This is a genomic window from Virgibacillus ainsalahensis (genome assembly GCF_055380755.1).
Genome location: NZ_AP043943.1, coordinates 2029224 through 2045877, shown reverse-complemented (window position 1 = coordinate 2045877; position 16654 = coordinate 2029224). Strand labels below are relative to the sequence as shown.

19 protein-coding genes and 1 other annotated feature are annotated in these 16654 nt (G+C 37.3%); of the genes, 12 read left to right on the top strand and 7 right to left on the bottom strand.

From position 1 onward, the window contains the following. Positions 1 to 34 precede the first annotated feature (34 nt). From ACZ427_RS09995 to mtnN, 12 genes are all read left to right on the top strand, one after another. Entirely contained in the window at positions 35 to 223 is a 189-nt protein-coding gene (locus tag ACZ427_RS09995) for a hypothetical protein (protein ID WP_461177863.1), read from the top strand. 48 nt (positions 224 to 271) lie between these two features. After that, positions 272 to 1339, top strand: coding sequence for an AI-2E family transporter (locus ACZ427_RS09990; protein ID WP_461177537.1), 1068 nt, complete (start codon positions 272 to 274; stop codon positions 1337 to 1339). Positions 1340 to 1384: 45 nt separating this feature from the next. Then, positions 1385 to 1597: a binding site (T-box leader), on the top strand. A gap of 74 nt (positions 1598 to 1671) precedes the next feature. Further along, positions 1672 to 4311 carry an alanine--tRNA ligase gene (gene alaS / locus ACZ427_RS09985; protein ID WP_461177538.1) on the top strand — a complete coding sequence of 880 codons (2640 nt, stop codon included), beginning with the start codon at positions 1672 to 1674 and terminating at the stop codon, positions 4309 to 4311. Positions 4312 to 4472: 161 nt separating this feature from the next. Next, the gene (locus ACZ427_RS09980) at positions 4473 to 4742 is read left to right on the top strand and encodes an IreB family regulatory phosphoprotein (protein WP_461177539.1); all 270 of its coding nucleotides are present in this window, start codon (positions 4473 to 4475) and stop codon (positions 4740 to 4742) included. Continuing rightward, complete coding sequence (gene ruvX / locus ACZ427_RS09975) at positions 4739 to 5152, top strand: Holliday junction resolvase RuvX (RefSeq protein ID WP_461177540.1); 414 nt, start codon at positions 4739 to 4741, stop codon at positions 5150 to 5152. Before ACZ427_RS09980 ends, ruvX begins: the two co-directional genes overlap by 4 nt. A gap of 12 nt (positions 5153 to 5164) precedes the next feature. Next, the gene (locus ACZ427_RS09970; RefSeq protein WP_461177541.1) at positions 5165 to 5452 is read left to right on the top strand and encodes a DUF1292 domain-containing protein; all 288 of its coding nucleotides are present in this window, start codon (positions 5165 to 5167) and stop codon (positions 5450 to 5452) included. Positions 5453 to 5620: 168 nt separating this feature from the next. After that, on the top strand, positions 5621 to 6739 hold the full coding sequence (mltG, locus tag ACZ427_RS09965) for an endolytic transglycosylase MltG (RefSeq protein ID WP_461177542.1): 1119 nt from the start codon (positions 5621 to 5623) through the stop codon (positions 6737 to 6739). A gap of 132 nt (positions 6740 to 6871) precedes the next feature. Beyond that, positions 6872 to 7513 carry an O-methyltransferase gene (locus ACZ427_RS09960; RefSeq protein ID WP_461177543.1) on the top strand — a complete coding sequence of 214 codons (642 nt, stop codon included), beginning with the start codon at positions 6872 to 6874 and terminating at the stop codon, positions 7511 to 7513. Positions 7514 to 7531: 18 nt separating this feature from the next. Continuing rightward, the gene (gene udk / locus ACZ427_RS09955) at positions 7532 to 8167 is read left to right on the top strand and encodes a uridine kinase (RefSeq protein WP_461177544.1); all 636 of its coding nucleotides are present in this window, start codon (positions 7532 to 7534) and stop codon (positions 8165 to 8167) included. A 134-nt stretch (positions 8168 to 8301) separates the two neighbouring features. Continuing rightward, positions 8302 to 8778 (top strand): transcription elongation factor GreA, encoded by a 477-nt coding sequence (greA, locus tag ACZ427_RS09950; protein WP_461177545.1) that lies wholly within the window; start codon positions 8302 to 8304, stop codon positions 8776 to 8778. A 171-nt stretch (positions 8779 to 8949) separates the two neighbouring features. Next, positions 8950 to 9636, top strand: coding sequence for a YrrS family protein (locus ACZ427_RS09945; protein WP_461177546.1), 687 nt, complete (start codon positions 8950 to 8952; stop codon positions 9634 to 9636). 24 nt (positions 9637 to 9660) lie between these two features. Further along, positions 9661 to 10350 (top strand): 5'-methylthioadenosine/S-adenosylhomocysteine nucleosidase, encoded by a 690-nt coding sequence (gene mtnN / locus ACZ427_RS09940; RefSeq protein ID WP_461177547.1) that lies wholly within the window; start codon positions 9661 to 9663, stop codon positions 10348 to 10350. A gap of 45 nt (positions 10351 to 10395) precedes the next feature. Here the strand turns inward: mtnN and sigK are convergent, their stop codons facing one another. From sigK to ACZ427_RS09905, 7 genes are all read right to left on the bottom strand, one after another. After that, positions 10396 to 11100 (bottom strand): RNA polymerase sporulation sigma factor SigK, encoded by a 705-nt coding sequence (sigK, locus tag ACZ427_RS09935; protein ID WP_461177548.1) that lies wholly within the window; start codon positions 11098 to 11100, stop codon positions 10396 to 10398. A 141-nt stretch (positions 11101 to 11241) separates the two neighbouring features. After that, a complete protein-coding gene (mnhG, locus tag ACZ427_RS09930; protein ID WP_461177549.1) occupies positions 11242 to 11613 on the bottom strand; it encodes a monovalent cation/H(+) antiporter subunit G in 372 nt (123 codons plus the stop codon). Continuing rightward, positions 11594 to 11905 (bottom strand): Na(+)/H(+) antiporter subunit F1, encoded by a 312-nt coding sequence (locus ACZ427_RS09925; RefSeq protein ID WP_461177550.1) that lies wholly within the window; start codon positions 11903 to 11905, stop codon positions 11594 to 11596. Before ACZ427_RS09925 ends, mnhG begins: the two co-directional genes overlap by 20 nt. After that, complete coding sequence (locus tag ACZ427_RS09920) at positions 11902 to 12378, bottom strand: Na+/H+ antiporter subunit E (protein WP_461177551.1); 477 nt, start codon at positions 12376 to 12378, stop codon at positions 11902 to 11904. Before ACZ427_RS09920 ends, ACZ427_RS09925 begins: the two co-directional genes overlap by 4 nt. A gap of 6 nt (positions 12379 to 12384) precedes the next feature. Then, positions 12385 to 13866: a Na+/H+ antiporter subunit D gene (locus tag ACZ427_RS09915; protein ID WP_461177552.1), complete on the bottom strand. Its 1482-nt coding sequence runs from the start codon at positions 13864 to 13866 to the stop codon at positions 12385 to 12387. Further along, a complete protein-coding gene (locus tag ACZ427_RS09910) occupies positions 13859 to 14197 on the bottom strand; it encodes a Na(+)/H(+) antiporter subunit C (RefSeq protein WP_461177553.1) in 339 nt (112 codons plus the stop codon). The genes ACZ427_RS09915 and ACZ427_RS09910 overlap by 8 nt, the downstream gene beginning before the upstream one ends. After that, complete coding sequence (locus tag ACZ427_RS09905; RefSeq protein ID WP_461177554.1) at positions 14198 to 16516, bottom strand: Na+/H+ antiporter subunit A; 2319 nt, start codon at positions 16514 to 16516, stop codon at positions 14198 to 14200. It lies immediately after the preceding gene. Positions 16517 to 16654: the final 138 nt, after the last annotated feature.

Genomic DNA, 16654 nt, shown 5'->3' with positions numbered 1-16654 from the left:
TAATTTACTTTTTTGAGGTGTTATACGGATGATTATGCGATGCCCGAATTGCAACGGAAAGGATTTAGGAAAAATTGGTACACAGCAGTATTATTGCTGGACATGTTTCATTGAAATGTCTGTCGTCAATAATCAATTAGCTGTACATCAAGTGGAAGTGGATGGGTCATTAAGCTCTCTTGATGATTTGTTTTCAGATGAGGAGAGAAAAATACAATGGTAATCCTTAGCTGCCTAAGCAGGGTAATATTGTGTGCTAAGGAGAGATGGGATGTTTCGAAATAAAAAAGCGCTAAGTTTACTTTACTGGATTATCATTGGTATTCTTGTATTTCTATTCATCTATTTACTCTACAAGCTTTTTCCGTTGTATGGGTCTATTTTTTCCTTTCTTTTAAAACTGCTCTCTCCTTTTCTCGTTTCCTGTTTGATCGCGTATCTGATATATCCCGTCGTCAGCAAATTGCACAAGCTTAATATACCTCGAAGTTTTGCCATTCTTTTTATTTATATTGCATTCTTTGGTGGATCTGCTTATCTGATTTACCGTGTATATCCTGCGGTAGTACATCAGCTCCATGATTTAAATGAGCAGTTGCCGGTTTTTATCAACATGTATGAAGGTTTGATTTATCAATTATACGAATATACGTCTTTTCTTCCTGAAATGGTTCATGACAAAATGGATCAGCTTGTTACACGAATTGAATCAGGTTTGGGGAACATTTTGGAGAATTTGATTGGTGGATTTGCTCGAATTTTTGATATGATTATATTTCTTACTGTCATTCCTGTATTGGTGTTTTACTTTATTAAGGACTATCAAAAGATTAAAGGTTACCTAAAACATTTCATTCCTGCTAGATATCGGAAACAGACAAGTAAGATGATTTATGCAATTGATGAGAGTTTAGGGAAGTATATTCGCGGACAACTGCTTGTCTGTTTATTTGTGGGGCTCGCCTCGTGGATTGTTTTTCAAGTATTAAATATAAAATACGCATTACTGCTGGCGATTATTATGGGAGTAACAAATATCATTCCTTATTTTGGGCCAATTATCGGGGCGTTACCAGCCGTGGCAATTACGTTTACCATGCCTGGACATCAGGTGATCTTTGTTATATTAGCCATATTTGCGATTCAGGTTATTGAGGGGAATTTATTAGCTCCATATATTGTAGGAAAAAGTATTAATATACATCCAGTTGCGATCATATTCGCACTATTGCTCGGTGGCCAATTATTTGGCGTTGTAGGATTGATTGTCGCTGTGCCATTGCTTACCATTATGAGAGTTATACTAAATCATATGAGAGTATATAAAAGTTATAATTGACATTGGACTTAAAGTTTTTTATAATATCGCTAAATAGCTATAGTCGAAAAAGCGCCGAAGGTTATAAGTACATGAGAAACGATTTTCAAGAGAGGGATTTCCAATCGGCTGAGAGAAATCCTAAATGCAGTTTCATGGAAAGCTAAACTGGAGTACGGTTAATACCCGTCGGTTTCATACCGTTACCATGGATAAGTGGTGAATGATTTTTTATTATTCATAAATAGGGTGGTACCGCGATACAATCTCGTCCCTGCATATGCAGAGATGGGATTTTTTATTTGGTCAGGAAACGTATATGTTAGGCTTAGGAATTGAAGGAGGACAATTAAATGAAACGGCTAACATCAGCAGAAGTAAGACAAATGTTTATTGATTTTTTTAAGGAAAAAGGACATCGTGTGGAACCAAGTGCATCACTCGTTCCTAAAGATGACCCCACTCTTCTGTGGATAAACAGTGGGGTAGCAACATTAAAAAAATATTTTGATGGTCGTGTTATTCCCGATAATCCAAGAATTGTCAATGTACAAAAATCAATCAGGACGAACGATATTGAAAACGTGGGCTTTACAGCAAGACATCATACTTTTTTTGAAATGCTCGGGAATTTTTCAATCGGTGAATATTTTAAAGAAGAAGCCATTGAATGGGCCTGGGAGTTTTTAACGAGTGATAAATGGATCGGCTTTGACGAAACTCTATTATCTGTAACCGTACACCCGGAGGATGATGAAGCTTACAACATTTGGTTAAACGATATGAAAATTCCCAAGGAACGTATCATCCGTCTGGAAGAAAATTTCTGGGATATAGGAGAAGGCCCAAGTGGACCAAACACAGAAATATTCTATGACCGTGGTGAAAAATATGGTGACGATCCAAGTGATCCTGAACTGTATCCGGGTGGAGAAAATGAACGTTATCTTGAAATCTGGAATTTAGTATTTTCCCAGTTCAACCATAATCCGGATGATACGTACACACCTCTTCCAAAGAAGAATATTGATACAGGTATGGGGCTTGAACGGATTGTATCTGTGATTCAGGATGTCCCAACAAATTTTGAAACAGATCTTTTTATGCCAATTATCCGTAAGACCGAAGCACTTGCAACAGAGCAATATGGCAAGAACAAAGAAATTGATACTGCATTTAAAGTAATTGCAGACCATATACGTACGGTTAGTTTTGCGGTAGGTGATGGTGCAGTCCCTTCTAATGAAGGAAGAGGGTATGTATTAAGAAGACTACTACGCAGAGCTGTTCGTTTTGCAAAGGAAATTGGCATAAACAAACCGTTTATGTATGAATTGGTTCAAACAGTGGGGGAAATTATGAAAGACTTCTATCCAGAAGTGCTTAAACAAGCGGACTTTATAGAAGCGATTGTAAAAGGGGAAGAAGAACGTTTCCATGAAACGCTAAATGATGGCTTGGAGATATTGACTTCCATCATGGAAAAAGAAAAAAAGAAAGGTAATAATGTCTTTCCAGGTGTAGAAGTTTTTCGCTTATATGATACCTATGGATTTCCTAAAGAACTGACGGAAGAATATGTGGATGCGCAGGGTTTTACCATTGATGAAGAAGGATTTCATCAGGAAATGGAAAAACAGCGTGAACGTGCTAGAAATGCCAGGCAGAAGGTTGATTCCATGCAAGTACAGGACGGGGTGTTAGGTGACATCGAAGTAGAAAGTGAATTTGCAGGTTATGAAATGTTGGAAACAGAAACTGCAATTGGTGCACTCATTGATGGCAAACAAGTGGTGGAAGCAGCTGATACAGACAGTGAGGTATTCTTATTCTTGAAGGAAACACCATTCTATGCAGAAAGTGGTGGACAGGTAGCGGACCAGGGTTGGATTTATACAGATAACGCATCTGCATATGTAGAAGACGTGCAAAAATCTCCGAAGGGGCAGCATATTCATAAAGTTTCTGTAAAGGATGGAGTTTTTCACACAGGAGATCAGGTGAAAGCGATTGTCGATAGCAGGTTCCGTACGACGGTTATCAAAAATCACACAGCTACCCATTTGCTTCATCAGGCACTGAAGGATACACTTGGCGATCATGTCAATCAGGCAGGGTCACTTGTAATGCCGGATCGCCTGCGTTTTGATTTTTCACATTTCAGTGCAGTTTCAAAAGATGAGCTGGAAAGAATTGAACAAATTGTAAATGAAAAAGTCTGGAACTCCATTTCACTGGTTATAAACCATAAAAAAATAGAAGAAGCAAAAGAAATGGGGGCGATGGCGTTATTCGGTGAGAAATATGGAGATATCGTCCGCGTGGTACAGATAGGTGATTACAGTATTGAACTTTGCGGGGGATGCCATGTTGGGAATACTTCAGAAATAGGTTTATTTAAGATTGTTTCTGAAGGAGGTATAGGAGCCGGAACAAGAAGAATTGAAGCCGTTACAAGTAAAGACGCCTATGAATTTTTAAATAATAAATTTGATTTGCTGCAGAGATCGGCACAATTAGTCAAGACACATGAAGAGAAGCTTCCAGAACGGATTGATAGCCTGTTTCAGGAAATAAAAGCCTTAGAAAAAGAAAATGAATCATTAAGAGCTAAAATGTCTAACCTGGAAGCTGCATCCATATTGGATAGAGCTGAATCAATAAATGATGTACAGTTGTTAGCGCAAAAGGTCAATGTCAAAGATATGAACCAGTTAAGAAATATGGTGGATGAATTAAAACAAAAGCTTGATTCGGGTATAATATTGTTAGCAGCTGAAAATAATCAAAAAGTACAACTGGCAGCGGGAGTTTCCAAAGATTTGATTGAACGGGGACTTCATGCAGGTAATTTGATTAAGCAGGCAGCTTCAGTTTGTGGCGGCGGTGGGGGCGGACGTCCCGATATGGCCCAGGCTGGGGGAAAAAACCCAGAAAAAATAGAAGAGGCACTGCAATTCGCTAAGCAATATGTAACAGAAAATGTGAAATAAATTCAAAGTTCATCACATGTTGGATGAAAAAGATATAATAAACTGCGGAAACATGTTAGAATAAGTTAAAAAGGTAACCCAACATTTCCAGTAAAAAAACGCTGCCATTTGCTAATTCTAATTAGGTAAATGACAAGTTATTCTAAGAACGAGGTGTCACTATGAGCTCTATTGATAAAACGATGAAATTCAATTTTTCAGAGGAACCATTTGATCAGGATATTAAAGAGATCCTCTTTACTGTTCATGAAGCATTGCAGGAGAAAGGATATAATCCAATTAATCAAATCGTGGGTTATTTGTTATCTGGTGATCCTGCCTATATCCCAAGGCATAAGGATGCTCGCAATTTAATCCGTAAAATTGAACGTGATGAAGTCATTGAAGAATTGGTGAAATTTTATTTAGACCAGCATAAGGAAAACAGATGAAAATCATTGGAATGGATGTTGGTTCGAAAACGATAGGCGTTGCGGTTAGTGACGCTCTTGGCTGGACGGCTCAAGGGTTAACAACAATCAAGTGGAATGAAAATGAACTTAATTCTGCAGATGAAGAACTAAAAAAAATAATAGTTGAGCATGAGATAGGGAAGGCTATTATTGGATTACCGAAAAATATGAATGGCACGATAGGGGAACGCGGGGAAGCTTCGCAAAGATTTGCAAAGCATATTGAAGCTGTCTACAATATCCCAACTGTTCTATGGGATGAACGATTAACAACAGTTGCTGCAGAACGGGTACTATTGGAAGCTGATATGAGCAGAAAGAAAAGAAAAAAAGTGATTGACAAAATGGCTGCGGTCATGATATTGCAGGGGTATCTTGATCAAAAGTAAAGGAGTGACATAATGGCATTGGAAGAAAAAGAACGAATCATCATTCCCGATGAAAATGGCGAAGAACATTTATTTGAAGTTTTGTTCACGTTTGATGTAGATGAAACAAATCATTCGTATATTGCTGTAGTACCAACAGAGCAGTCAGAAGAGGAAGAAGTTGAAGTATACGCATTTCGCTACGAGGAAAAAGCTAAGGATGACGATGATTTATCGCTTTTTCCAATTGAATCGGATGAAGAATGGGAAATGGTTGAAGAAATGCTTCATACATTGGCAGATGAGGAAAACGATGCATGATTATAGCATATTGCTGGATTAGCTGATGTCAATTGACGGCATCAGCTTTTCTTTTTTAAGAACGAGGGTCTCATGTAAAGCCAAATTTTCAGCAAATGTTTCTAACTGAATCAATGGAATATCCTGCTGACTTTTAGTATAATATATCGAATGAAAGGGGGATAGTATATGTCCAAAAGAAAAAAGAAAAGCAAGTATAAGGACAACCTCATTTCTCGAAGCGAGGAAGCAAAAACGGTACGAAAAATTGCAACAATTGTATTTATCGCATTAATTATTATTATTGTGATTGGAAGTATTTCACTATTTTTGTATATTAAATCTGCGTTAGAACCTGTCGATCCGGACAGTGAGGATGAAGTGAAAATTGAGATACCCATCGGTTCGTCTTCATCCACGATTGCTTCTATTTTGGAAGAAAACGGGCTAATCAAGGATGCTCGTGTCTTTCGCTTCTATGTTCAATTTAATAATGAATCTGACTTTCAGGCGGGAGAATATACTTTTACACCATCCATGAATGTAGATGAACTTATTCAATCAATCAAAAATGGTCGGGTGATAGCAGACCCAGTTCATACAATAACAATTCCGGAAGGTCTTTCCATTGACCAGATAGCTGAAATTTACGCAGAAAATCTGCATTTCAGTAAGGATGAATTTTTGGATAAGGTAAATGATACTTCATATATTGAACAGTTAATTGACGAGTATCCGGATATATTGTCAGATGATATTTTGGATGAAGAGATCCGGACACCTTTAGAAGGCTATTTATTTGCGGCAACCTATGATTTTTACGAAGAAGAGCCGGGGATTGAATCAATTATTGAAAAGATGCTTACACAGACAGAAACTGTGGTGTATTCCTATATCGATGAAATAGATGAGCAGGGACTTTCCATTCATGAGGCTGTCACCTTCGCGTCTTTAGTGGAAATGGAATCAGGAGAAGTAGAACAGCGTAATGAGATTGCAGGTGTGTTTTATAATCGGATGGAAGAAGACATGCCTTTACAGACAGATCCCACCGTTTTATATGCTTTAGGTGAACATAAAGATCAGGTCTTGTATGAAGATCTGGAAATTGAATCCCCGTATAATACGTATGTAATTGAAGCCTTACCAATTGGACCAATTGCAAATTATGCGGAGAGTTCGCTGGAGGCGGTGGTTAACCCGAGTGAATCGGATTATTTGTATTTCCTTCATGACGACAAGGGGAATATTCATTATGCTGAATCGTATGATGAGCATTTACAAAATAGAGAAGAACATATGGATTAAAACGCAAAAGAAATGTGAGACAGGTTCGCATTTTCCATTTTTAGCAGGTAATCATATAAAACTTCCCTATTAACTCAAGGCTTGACGATAAGCCAGGTTTTCTAACTATGTTTATAAAAATGGGGGAAACATATGGATCAAAGATTGACAAATTATTTAACTAGTCTGCTTCCTCCTAAGGAAGATTGGGTCTCACAAATGGAGGAGCAGGCTAAAGAAGAAAGTATTCCAATCATGGACCCGGTAAGTATTAATTTCATGATGCAGTTAATAAGATTATTGAAACCAAATAGAATACTTGAAATTGGAACAGCAATTGGTTATTCTGCATTACGTATGGTTGAGGCAAATCCAAGTACATCGATTGTCACAATTGAAAAAAATGAAGAAAGATACGTGCACGCGCTTGAAAACATAAAAGAACAAAAGAAAGAAGAGCGGATAACTGTTATTCATGGGGATGCATTAGAAGAATTGAGTGAAATGACAAAATACAATCAACGATTTGATCTTGTTTTTATTGATGCTGCAAAAGGTCAGTATAAACACTTTTTTGAACTTGCAAACCCATTGTTAGTCAATGATGGAATCATTATTTCTGATAATGTATTGTTCAGAGGACATGTAGTCAATCCGGAAAATGCGCATGCAAGACACAAAAAAATGGTTGAAAAAATAAGAAACTACAATGATTGGCTGGCAAACCATCCAGAATTCCTCACTTCCATTGTACCTATCGGGGACGGAATAGCAATCAGTCTAAAAAAAGAATAGGAAGGAGTAGGATATTTCATGCGCGATAAACCAGTTGTTATAGGTGTTGCTGGTGGTAGTGGAAGTGGGAAGACATCTGTCACTCATTCCATCTGCAAACGTTTTTCTGATCAGACAATTCTTGTTATTGAACAGGATTATTATTATAAAGATCAAAGTCACCTGCCTTTGGAAGAAAGATTAAACACAAATTATGATCATCCACTTGCGTTTGATAATGATTTATTGATTGAACATCTTCATGAATTATTACAGCATAGATCAATTGAAAAACCTGTGTATGATTACCGAATACATACGCGATCTGATAAGGTGATTGCGGTAGAGCCAAAAGATGTTATCATTCTAGAGGGAATTCTTATATTAGATGACCCCAGACTAGTTGATTTAATGGATATAAAAGTTTTTGTAGATACAGATGCCGATGTTCGAATCATCCGTCGCCTTTTGCGGGATATAAAAGAACGGGGCAGAACATTGGATTCTGTAATTGAACAATATACCAACAATGTTCGGCCATCCCATTTACAATTTATCGAACCAACCAAGCGTTATGCGGATATTATTATTCCAGAAGGTGGACAAAATCTTGTAGCAATTGATATTATGGCATCCAAAATAGAAACAATTTTGTCTAAAAACCGTGATAAATAATTGATGAAAAGTATTGAAAAGTTAAGTGAATTCTGCCATAGTATTGTTTATATATTTAATAAATATGGTTAAATGGGCATTCGAAAGTATTGCTCATTTTATCTATGGAAAGATAAAAAGGAGTGTATGTAAAGATGGCAATAGAGAAAAGTTATTACATGACAGATGAAGGATTAGAAAAAATGGAACAGGAACTCCACTTTTTAAAAACGGACAAACGGCAAGAAGTCGTAGAGCGTATAAAAATAGCACGTGACTTTGGAGATTTATCGGAGAATTCCGAGTATGATGCAGCGAAGGATGAACAAGCATTTGTTGAATCTCGAATTGCACAAGTTGAAAAAATGATTAGAAATGCAGTTATTATAGAAAATGATAATGAGAATCAAGATGTGGTTGCGCTAGGTAAATCTGTAACATTTAAAGAAATCCCTGACGGAGAAGAAGAAACTTATACAATTGTAGGAAGTGCAGAGGCTGACCCATTCGAGGGGAAAATTTCAAACGATTCACCAATGGCTAAAAGTTTGTTAGGCCATGAAATCGGCACAGAAGTCTCCGTAGTAACACCGGGTGGCGATATACAGGTACAGATTGTAAAAGTCGATTAGATGAAATAAAAAAGCGGGAAATATCCCGCTTTTTTATCTATCTGGAAAAAGATGGTAATCAACAGCTTTACATAGTCAGTAACATTTTAATGAATCGGTGAAACTTTTAGTATGTAAATTTATAACAATAATATGGTATTATAGTAGAGAAATAACAGGGAGGGAATATCAATGAGTCCATCAGACAAAGGGTCACGCTTGAATAAATTTGAGAAACGCAGAAAAAACACCAAATCAATCTCCGTTTTGCTCATAATCAGTGGTATTCTACTTCTCATATTAATCGGTTTATGGATTTTTGGCGGCAATGGCAATAATGAGGAGTCATCATCTGAGGATGCAAGTGAAGAACAATCATCAGACTCTGGTTTTATCATTAATGATGATACTGATGATGAAGAGTCAGCTCAGGATGAAGAAAATGCTTCTCCAGATGGGGAAGAATCAGAAGAAGAGGAATCAAATGATGAGGAATCGAATGAAGAAAAAAACCAAGATGAGGAGAATAATGACAACGTAGAAACGGAAGAAGTGGAACCATCAGGAGAAAATGTCAAAGAGGCATACACTGGTAATTGGGACCCGATTGGAACGGAGCAACAAGGCTCGCATACTACGAATTATAGTGACGGTTCCCAGGACCGGATTGAAATTGCTGAAGCGGCAGGAATGGTTACAGGCCTAAATCCGGATGACATGATAACCCATTGGGTTGGAAACGACAATAGTCCACAAAAGGTCAGGACAACAGTGGCAAGCAGTGATTTATCCGAAATTTACCGTGTGTTTCTTACCTGGGTAGATGGCGAGGGTTGGCAACCGACAAAAGTTGAAGAATTAAATGAATTGAGTCAATAAGGTAGCGAAGCAGGAGGATGTAAGATGACAATTGGAATTATTGGGGCAATGGATGAAGAAGTGGCTTTATTAAAAGATAAAATGACAGACAAAAAGGAAACGACAGTTGCCAATTGTCTGTTTGTAGAAGGTAAACTCCATGAAAAAGACGTAGTATTATTAAAATCCGGAATAGGAAAAGTGAATGCAGCTATGTCAGCCACTATTATGCATGAGCGTTTTTCACCGTCTCATGTAATCAATACTGGATCTGCAGGAGGATTTGCTGAGGGGTTGGAGATTGGAGATATTGTTATTTCTACTCAAGTTGTTTACCACGATGTAGATGTTACCTCCTTTGATTATGCTTATGGGCAGGTACCAGGAATGCCTGCGATGTTTGATGCTGATACGGAATTAATTACAAAAACAATAACAGCAATAAAAGAATTAGACGTTCAATACGAGGAAGGAATTATTGCAACAGGGGACTCTTTTATGGAAGACCCGGACCGCGTGGCTTTTGTTAACGAAAAATTCCCGACAATGCTTGCATCGGAAATGGAAGCCACAGCTGTCGCCCAGGTCTGTTATCAATACAATAAGCCATTCGTCGTCATTCGTGCATTATCAGATATTGCAGGAAAAAAATCTGCTGTTTCATTTGACGCTTTTCTCCATAAGGCAGCCAATAATGCTGCAAAATTAATTATGACTATGATTAAAGAAATGTAGTTTAAAACAATGAGCGCTAAGTTAAGATAATTGCGCTCATTGTTTTTAACTTTTTCTTTCTTTGCGGTAGTACTCATGAAATACTTTCATTAAAGCTCTTTTTTCAATTCTTGATACATAGCTTCTTGATATATTTAACTTCTCGGCAATTTCCCGTTGTGTCAGTTCTTTGTATTCATTCAAACCATAACGGTAAACAATGACCTCTCTTTCCCGATTATCAAGAATGGAAAAATAATCCTGCATTTTCGCAATTTCCATGTTTAATTGAATATATTCAATGACATTGTCATTTTCCGCCTCCAGAATATCAATCAAACTTATTTCGTTTCCTTCTTTATCCTGGCCTATAGGATCGTGCAAAGAAACATCTTTTTTCACCTTTTTTAACGCTCGTAAGTGCATCAGGATTTCATTTTCAATACAGCGTGCGGCATATGTTGCAAGCTTCGTTCCTTTATCAACTGAGAAGCTTTCAACCCCTTTAATTAATCCGATAGTTCCAATAGATATCAGATCCTCTAGATCTTCGCCGGTATTCTCGAATTTTTTTACAATATGTGCAACCAAACGTAAATTATGTTCGATGAGTTTATTTCTCGCATCCTCGCTTCCCTGTTGCATTTCTTTGAGATATTTCGCTTCTTCCTCCGGTGGTAATGGCTGTGGAAAGGCATGATTTTTTACATAGGATACAAAAAAGAGAGCTTCTTTTATAAGCAGTGCCAGCATACTTAATATCCCGGACAAACGCGTACACCTCCTCTAGGTAATTGCCTATATAACATCTGTATGACGTATAAGAGCCTTTCGTGTCTGTCCTTCTTTAAAAAGTCTAAATATAAAAAAGCGACTGATTTTATCAGTCGCTTTTCATTGGTTATTTATTCATTATTTCATTTTACGCCTATCAAGTGCATCCTGGTACGCATCAGACCTATGTCGCAGGATCGGCTTTATTCCTTTGGCATGTGCAGCTCTGCCAAGCACATGTGCAGCTACCGGCGAAGTTAATAAGATAAATCCGATAGCTAATAGTAATTTTCCACTTACGATTGATTCGGTCAGATATAAAAATAAAAATGCCCCAATCAAAATAGTTGCAACACCCAATGTCGCGGCTTTGGTAGCAGCGTGCAATCTTGTATAAATATCAGGGAAACGAACAATGCCTATAGCAGCAGATAAAACAAAAAATGTTCCGATCAATATGAACAGTATTATTAAAATGTTAACAATGATGCTAGTCCAAATCTCTATCAATAATAACACCCTTTTCCATATATTTTGCAATGGCAAGTGTACCTAGAAAAGCAAGAATACCGATGAGCAGAACAACATCATTTAAATGAGCGGTCACCAGGTAAATAGATGACAGTCCAGCCAGCCCCATCAGGTTAATACCCATTGCGTCCAAAGCTACTGCGCGGTCAGCCTGTGTAGGTCCGGCTATTATTCGGTACAATAATAAGGCAAGTGCTATAGAGATTCCTACAAATCCTATGATTACAGAAATATCAAGGAGATTTTCTGTTACCTCTAAAAATGCTGTCATCGTGTCACCTCCATAATTGCTTTTTCAAACGAATCTTTTATTGACCGGATTTCATCTTCTTCATTTTCTATATGCATTGCATGGATATATAATTTTGTATTATCTTCTGATACAGCAACAGTTAATGTACCTGGAGTCAGAGAAATGAAATTTGCCAATAAGTTAATTTCCCAGTCTGTTGTTACATCCAGTGGTAACTCAAAGATACCAGGCTCAACGTCCAGTTTTGGCGTATAGATGTATTTCACCATTTCAATGTTGGAACCAATCAATTCTTTGATAAATAAAAGAATCAATTTAATTATACTAAAAGCCCTTGTTAAGTAAAAAGTACCCGGAATGAACTTCCTTAGCAGGAATAAGAGAAGAACACCCAGTATAAAGCCGGTAATGAAACTCGGTACTGTATAAGATTCACTTAAGAACATCCACATAACGGAAATGATTAAATTGATAACAATTTGAAATGCCATAATCGATTACTCCTTTAACACGGAATCAATATAAATTTGTGGATCAAGCAAATCTGTTGAAATAGAGTCAATCAGCGGATAGAAAAACTCCGCCCCTATTCCTAATATAACAGACAATGCCAATAAGAATACAATTGGTGATATTAATCCTTTAGTGGATTTCTTTTCAAAGCCTTCAGGTGCGTTATTTTCACCCCAAAATCCTCTTATGAAAATTTTCATGATGGTATAGAGAATCAACAGGCTTGTAAGCAAAGCAATAATGATAATTACAATATCACTATCCCTGGCAGCCCCCTGTAAAAGCAGTAATTTTCCTATAAAACCGCTGAAAGGAGGTATGCCAGCAAGAACTAGGCCGGCAATAAATAAAAGCCATCCTAATAGGGGATAGTGATGAATTAATCCCCCCATTTTACGCAAATCGGAAGTTCCTGCTACATAAGCTATTACTCCAACAAGTAAGAATAAAGCTGATTTGATAATCATATCATGTACTAAATAATAAACCGATCCGCTTAAAGCATCCTGATTGAAAACACCAATACCCATAATAATGAAACCAACAGCAGGTATAATGTTATATGCTATAATCAGCTTAATATTATTTGTTGAAAGGGCACCAATTACACCAAAGACCATGGACAGACCTGCAACCCAGATGAACATCTCATGTGTCTGATCGAGTCTATAAACAAAGACTAAAGAGAAAATCCTTAGTATTGAGTATATTCCTACCTTTGTCAATAAAGCTCCAAACAATGCTGAAATTACAGGGTTAGGCTGGATATATGAATTAGGTAGCCAATAATAGAGAGGAAAGACGGCAGCTTTTGTAGCAAATACAAAAAACAACAGAATTCCAATTGTTGTCAGGATTCCTTGCTGATCAACTTGTTGAACACGCTCGGCTATATGAGCCATATTGACGGTCCCCACAACCCCATAAAGAAGTGCAACGGCAGTTACGAATAGCATGGAAGAAAATAGGTTAATCAATAAATATTTAATCGACTCCCTGAGCTGGACCTTTTCACCGCCAAGAACAATTAACGCATAGGAGGCCATTAACAGAACCTCAAAAAACACGAAAAGGTTAAACAAATCACCGGTTATAAAAGCACCAGAAACCCCTGTTATCAAGAAGAAGAAAAAGGGATAGAAATAAAACCTTTCTTTATCACCCAATCCAGCATGTGGTGCGTAAAACGCACATGCTGTTGCAATGATATTTGTTGTCAGGACAAGAATAGCTGCAAGTGAATCTACGACTAGAATAATCCCGTATGGGGCAATCCATTCCCCGGTTTCCAATATAATTGATCCATTTTCTGCTACAAGCCATGCGATATAACCTGACACGCCCAAACCAATTAATGAAAATAACTTTGTCAATACTCGTGATACATTTATTTTTGAATTGAAGAATATCAGAGCGATAGCTGATATCAATGGAATGATGATTGGTAATACGGCTAAATTACTCATTTGATTTTCCCCTTAACTGTTCCATATTATCTGTACCATTTTCCTGTGATGTCCTGTAAGCAAGTACCAGAAGAAGGCTGGTAACACCAAAACTAATCACAATGGATGTAAGAATTAGTGCTTGTGGCAGTGGATCGGTATACTCCGAAACGCCATCGGTTAACACAGGAGGTTGTCCGGTCTTTAACTTGCCCATCGTTAAAATCAGAAGATGGGCTCCATGCGTCAGTAATACAGTTCCAATAATTATTCGCAGTAATTGTTTTTGTAACAGGTTGTATATTGCAGTAGCAAATAAAACACCTGAAAGTATAGATATAACTATTTCCATTTATTCTGCCTCCTTATTATTCTTTAGTTTAATGAGGCTGAAGATGGCAAGTGCTGCGATACCAAGCACAGCGATTTCAAACAATGTATCCAGTCCGCGCATGTCAACTAAAATCACGTTAACAACATTGTCACCGCCACCAAGTGTATAGGATGTTTCCAGGAAGTATTCGGAAATTGAATCAAACAAATCCGTACTATGTGCGGATATTGCTACTAAAGTTATCATGACACCAAACCCGATAGAAATGGTAGCATTAACAATTTTAGATTTCGCTGGTTCTGCCCGCTTACGCAGCTTTGGCAAGTGGTAGAAACAAAGTAGAAATAATGCAACTGTAATTGTTTCCACAACGAACTGAGTAAGTGCTATATCAGGTGCACGGTAAATAACAAACAACATTGCAACACCGTATCCTACTACACCTACAACTAAAATGGCAGCAATATTGTTCTTTGTGAAAATAGTAGCTACAGCAGCACATATCATAATCAGTACAATAGCCAGTTCAATGATTGATATTTCAGCTGTGTTGTCAAAATTGATTGTGAAACCGTCTGAAATAAGCATGTATACAAGTGTAACAATCAGCATAGTTCCTAATATAATTGACATATATAATTTCAGGGAACCATTCATATAGAAATTTGTGATACCAGCTGAATATGTTTCAATTTTTTCAATGATTGCATTGTAAACCCGATTGAAACTTAATTTTCCAGGGAGTATGTTATAAACCCCATTCCATTTATTACGGGTAAGGAAAAGTAAAGTACCAACCCCTACAACTATCAGAGACATCATTAAAGGTGTGTTGAACCCATGCCAAAAACTGATCTCCTGATAGGCTACAGCATTATTGACAGATTCTGCGGCATGCTGGAGGAACGGACCGTTAACCATATTTGGGAACAGGCCGATTAAAACGACACCTAGAACAAGTATGATTGGTGAAACTAACATGCCAAACGGTGCTTCATGCGGTTTCTTAGGTAATTGATTCAACTTCTTTGGCCCTGTAAATACACCGAAAAAGAAGTACATGGAATAAGCAAATGTAAAAATACTTCCAAGCACTGCCAGATATGGAATTGCCTGACTTAAAATATTTGCTCCATTTAAACCTAACGTAGAGTCAAAAAATAATTCTTTACTATAGAAACCATTTAAGAACGGCAGGGGGACACCGGCCATTGAAAAGGTACCAAATAAAGCAAGTGTTGCTGTCATCGGCATAAATGTCATTAAACCACCGAGTTTTCGAATATCTCTTGTCCCTGTTTCATGATCGATAATCCCTGCAATCATAAATAAGCTTCCTTTAAACGTTGCATGGTTGAGTATATGGAAAACTGCGGCGAAAACTGCGGCTTCTGTACCAAATCCCAGCATAGCCATAATCATACCCAACTGACTTATCGTAGAAAAAGCCAAAATCGCTTTAAGATCGGTTTGTCTGACAGCCATATAGGAAGCCCAGCATAATGTAATAATCCCCACAAGGCTAACCGTGATAAAGAACCATTCATAGGTTGAGAAAATTGGTGAAAAACGAGCGATTAAGAATATACCTGCTTTAACCATTGTTGCAGAATGGAGATATGCACTGACCGGGGTTGGTGCTTCCATCGCATCCGGTAACCAGATATGAAATGGAAACTGTGCAGATTTCGTAAATGCACCTAGAAGAATTAAAACAAGTATAATTGGTAGGAAATTGTTATTTAAAATAACCTCCGTCTGATCGATCATGCCCTGGATGCTTGCAGTTCCAGTGATTACATACAGCAGAACAAAGCCCCCAAGCATACTTAAACCACCAAAAATTGTTATCATCATTGATTTTAACGCACCGTACCTTGAGCGTTCTTTAAAATGCCAATACCCGATTAACAGGAATGAAGAAATCGAGGTCAATTCCCAAAAGGTGTACAGAACAAAAACATTATCGGATAAGACAATACCGAGCATCGCTGTCATAAACATCAGTAAATAAACATAGAAATGTCCCAAACTTTCTGCTTTATCCAAGTAATAAATTGAATAAAGTACCACAAGTGCCCCGATACCACTGATTAGTAAAACAAATAGCAAACTTAATCCATCAAGATGAAAATCAAAATTTATACCTAAAGAAGGTATCCAGTTATATGTTTCAGTAATTGGGGTAAAATCATTTCCTGTGAATTGGATAAAATAAAGGAAAATGATAAAAGGGACGAAAAATACGAAATAGCCTGTATGTATTTTATCTTTCATTTTGCTTAATAGTGGAATGAAACAAGCAATAAGTAATGGACCTAATACTGCGAATATCATCTAATGGTGTTCCTCCTTAATCGATCAAAATTTTATGTTGTAATGCCAAACAAATTTTTCGGACCTTCTTTTATTGATGTTTTGCGAACAATTCTCTCCAACTCTAGAATATGTAAGTATTTTTAGATGATACAATAA

Excerpts from the sequence above, each read along its gene's own strand:
- ACZ427_RS09995 (WP_461177863.1), top strand. The coding sequence starts at position 35 with ATGCGATGCCCGAATTGCAACGGAAAGGATTTAGGAAAAATTGGTACA.
- ACZ427_RS09990 (WP_461177537.1), top strand. The coding sequence starts at position 272 with ATGTTTCGAAATAAAAAAGCGCTAAGTTTACTTTACTGGATTATCATT.
- alaS (WP_461177538.1), top strand. The coding sequence starts at position 1,672 with ATGAAACGGCTAACATCAGCAGAAGTAAGACAAATGTTTATTGATTTT.
- ACZ427_RS09980 (WP_461177539.1), top strand. The coding sequence starts at position 4,473 with ATGAGCTCTATTGATAAAACGATGAAATTCAATTTTTCAGAGGAACCA.
- ruvX (WP_461177540.1), top strand. The coding sequence starts at position 4,739 with ATGAAAATCATTGGAATGGATGTTGGTTCGAAAACGATAGGCGTTGCG.
- ACZ427_RS09970 (WP_461177541.1), top strand. The coding sequence starts at position 5,165 with ATGGCATTGGAAGAAAAAGAACGAATCATCATTCCCGATGAAAATGGC.
- mltG (WP_461177542.1), top strand. The coding sequence starts at position 5,621 with ATGTCCAAAAGAAAAAAGAAAAGCAAGTATAAGGACAACCTCATTTCT.
- ACZ427_RS09960 (WP_461177543.1), top strand. The coding sequence starts at position 6,872 with ATGGATCAAAGATTGACAAATTATTTAACTAGTCTGCTTCCTCCTAAG.
- udk (WP_461177544.1), top strand. The coding sequence starts at position 7,532 with ATGCGCGATAAACCAGTTGTTATAGGTGTTGCTGGTGGTAGTGGAAGT.
- greA (WP_461177545.1), top strand. The coding sequence starts at position 8,302 with ATGGCAATAGAGAAAAGTTATTACATGACAGATGAAGGATTAGAAAAA.
- ACZ427_RS09945 (WP_461177546.1), top strand. The coding sequence starts at position 8,950 with ATGAGTCCATCAGACAAAGGGTCACGCTTGAATAAATTTGAGAAACGC.
- mtnN (WP_461177547.1), top strand. The coding sequence starts at position 9,661 with ATGACAATTGGAATTATTGGGGCAATGGATGAAGAAGTGGCTTTATTA.
- ACZ427_RS09925 (WP_461177550.1), bottom strand. The coding sequence starts at position 11,905 with ATGACAGCATTTTTAGAGGTAACAGAAAATCTCCTTGATATTTCTGTA.
- ACZ427_RS09920 (WP_461177551.1), bottom strand. The coding sequence starts at position 12,378 with ATGGCATTTCAAATTGTTATCAATTTAATCATTTCCGTTATGTGGATG.
- ACZ427_RS09915 (WP_461177552.1), bottom strand. The coding sequence starts at position 13,866 with ATGAGTAATTTAGCCGTATTACCAATCATCATTCCATTGATATCAGCT.
- ACZ427_RS09910 (WP_461177553.1), bottom strand. The coding sequence starts at position 14,197 with ATGGAAATAGTTATATCTATACTTTCAGGTGTTTTATTTGCTACTGCA.
- ACZ427_RS09905 (WP_461177554.1), bottom strand. The coding sequence starts at position 16,516 with ATGATATTCGCAGTATTAGGTCCATTACTTATTGCTTGTTTCATTCCA.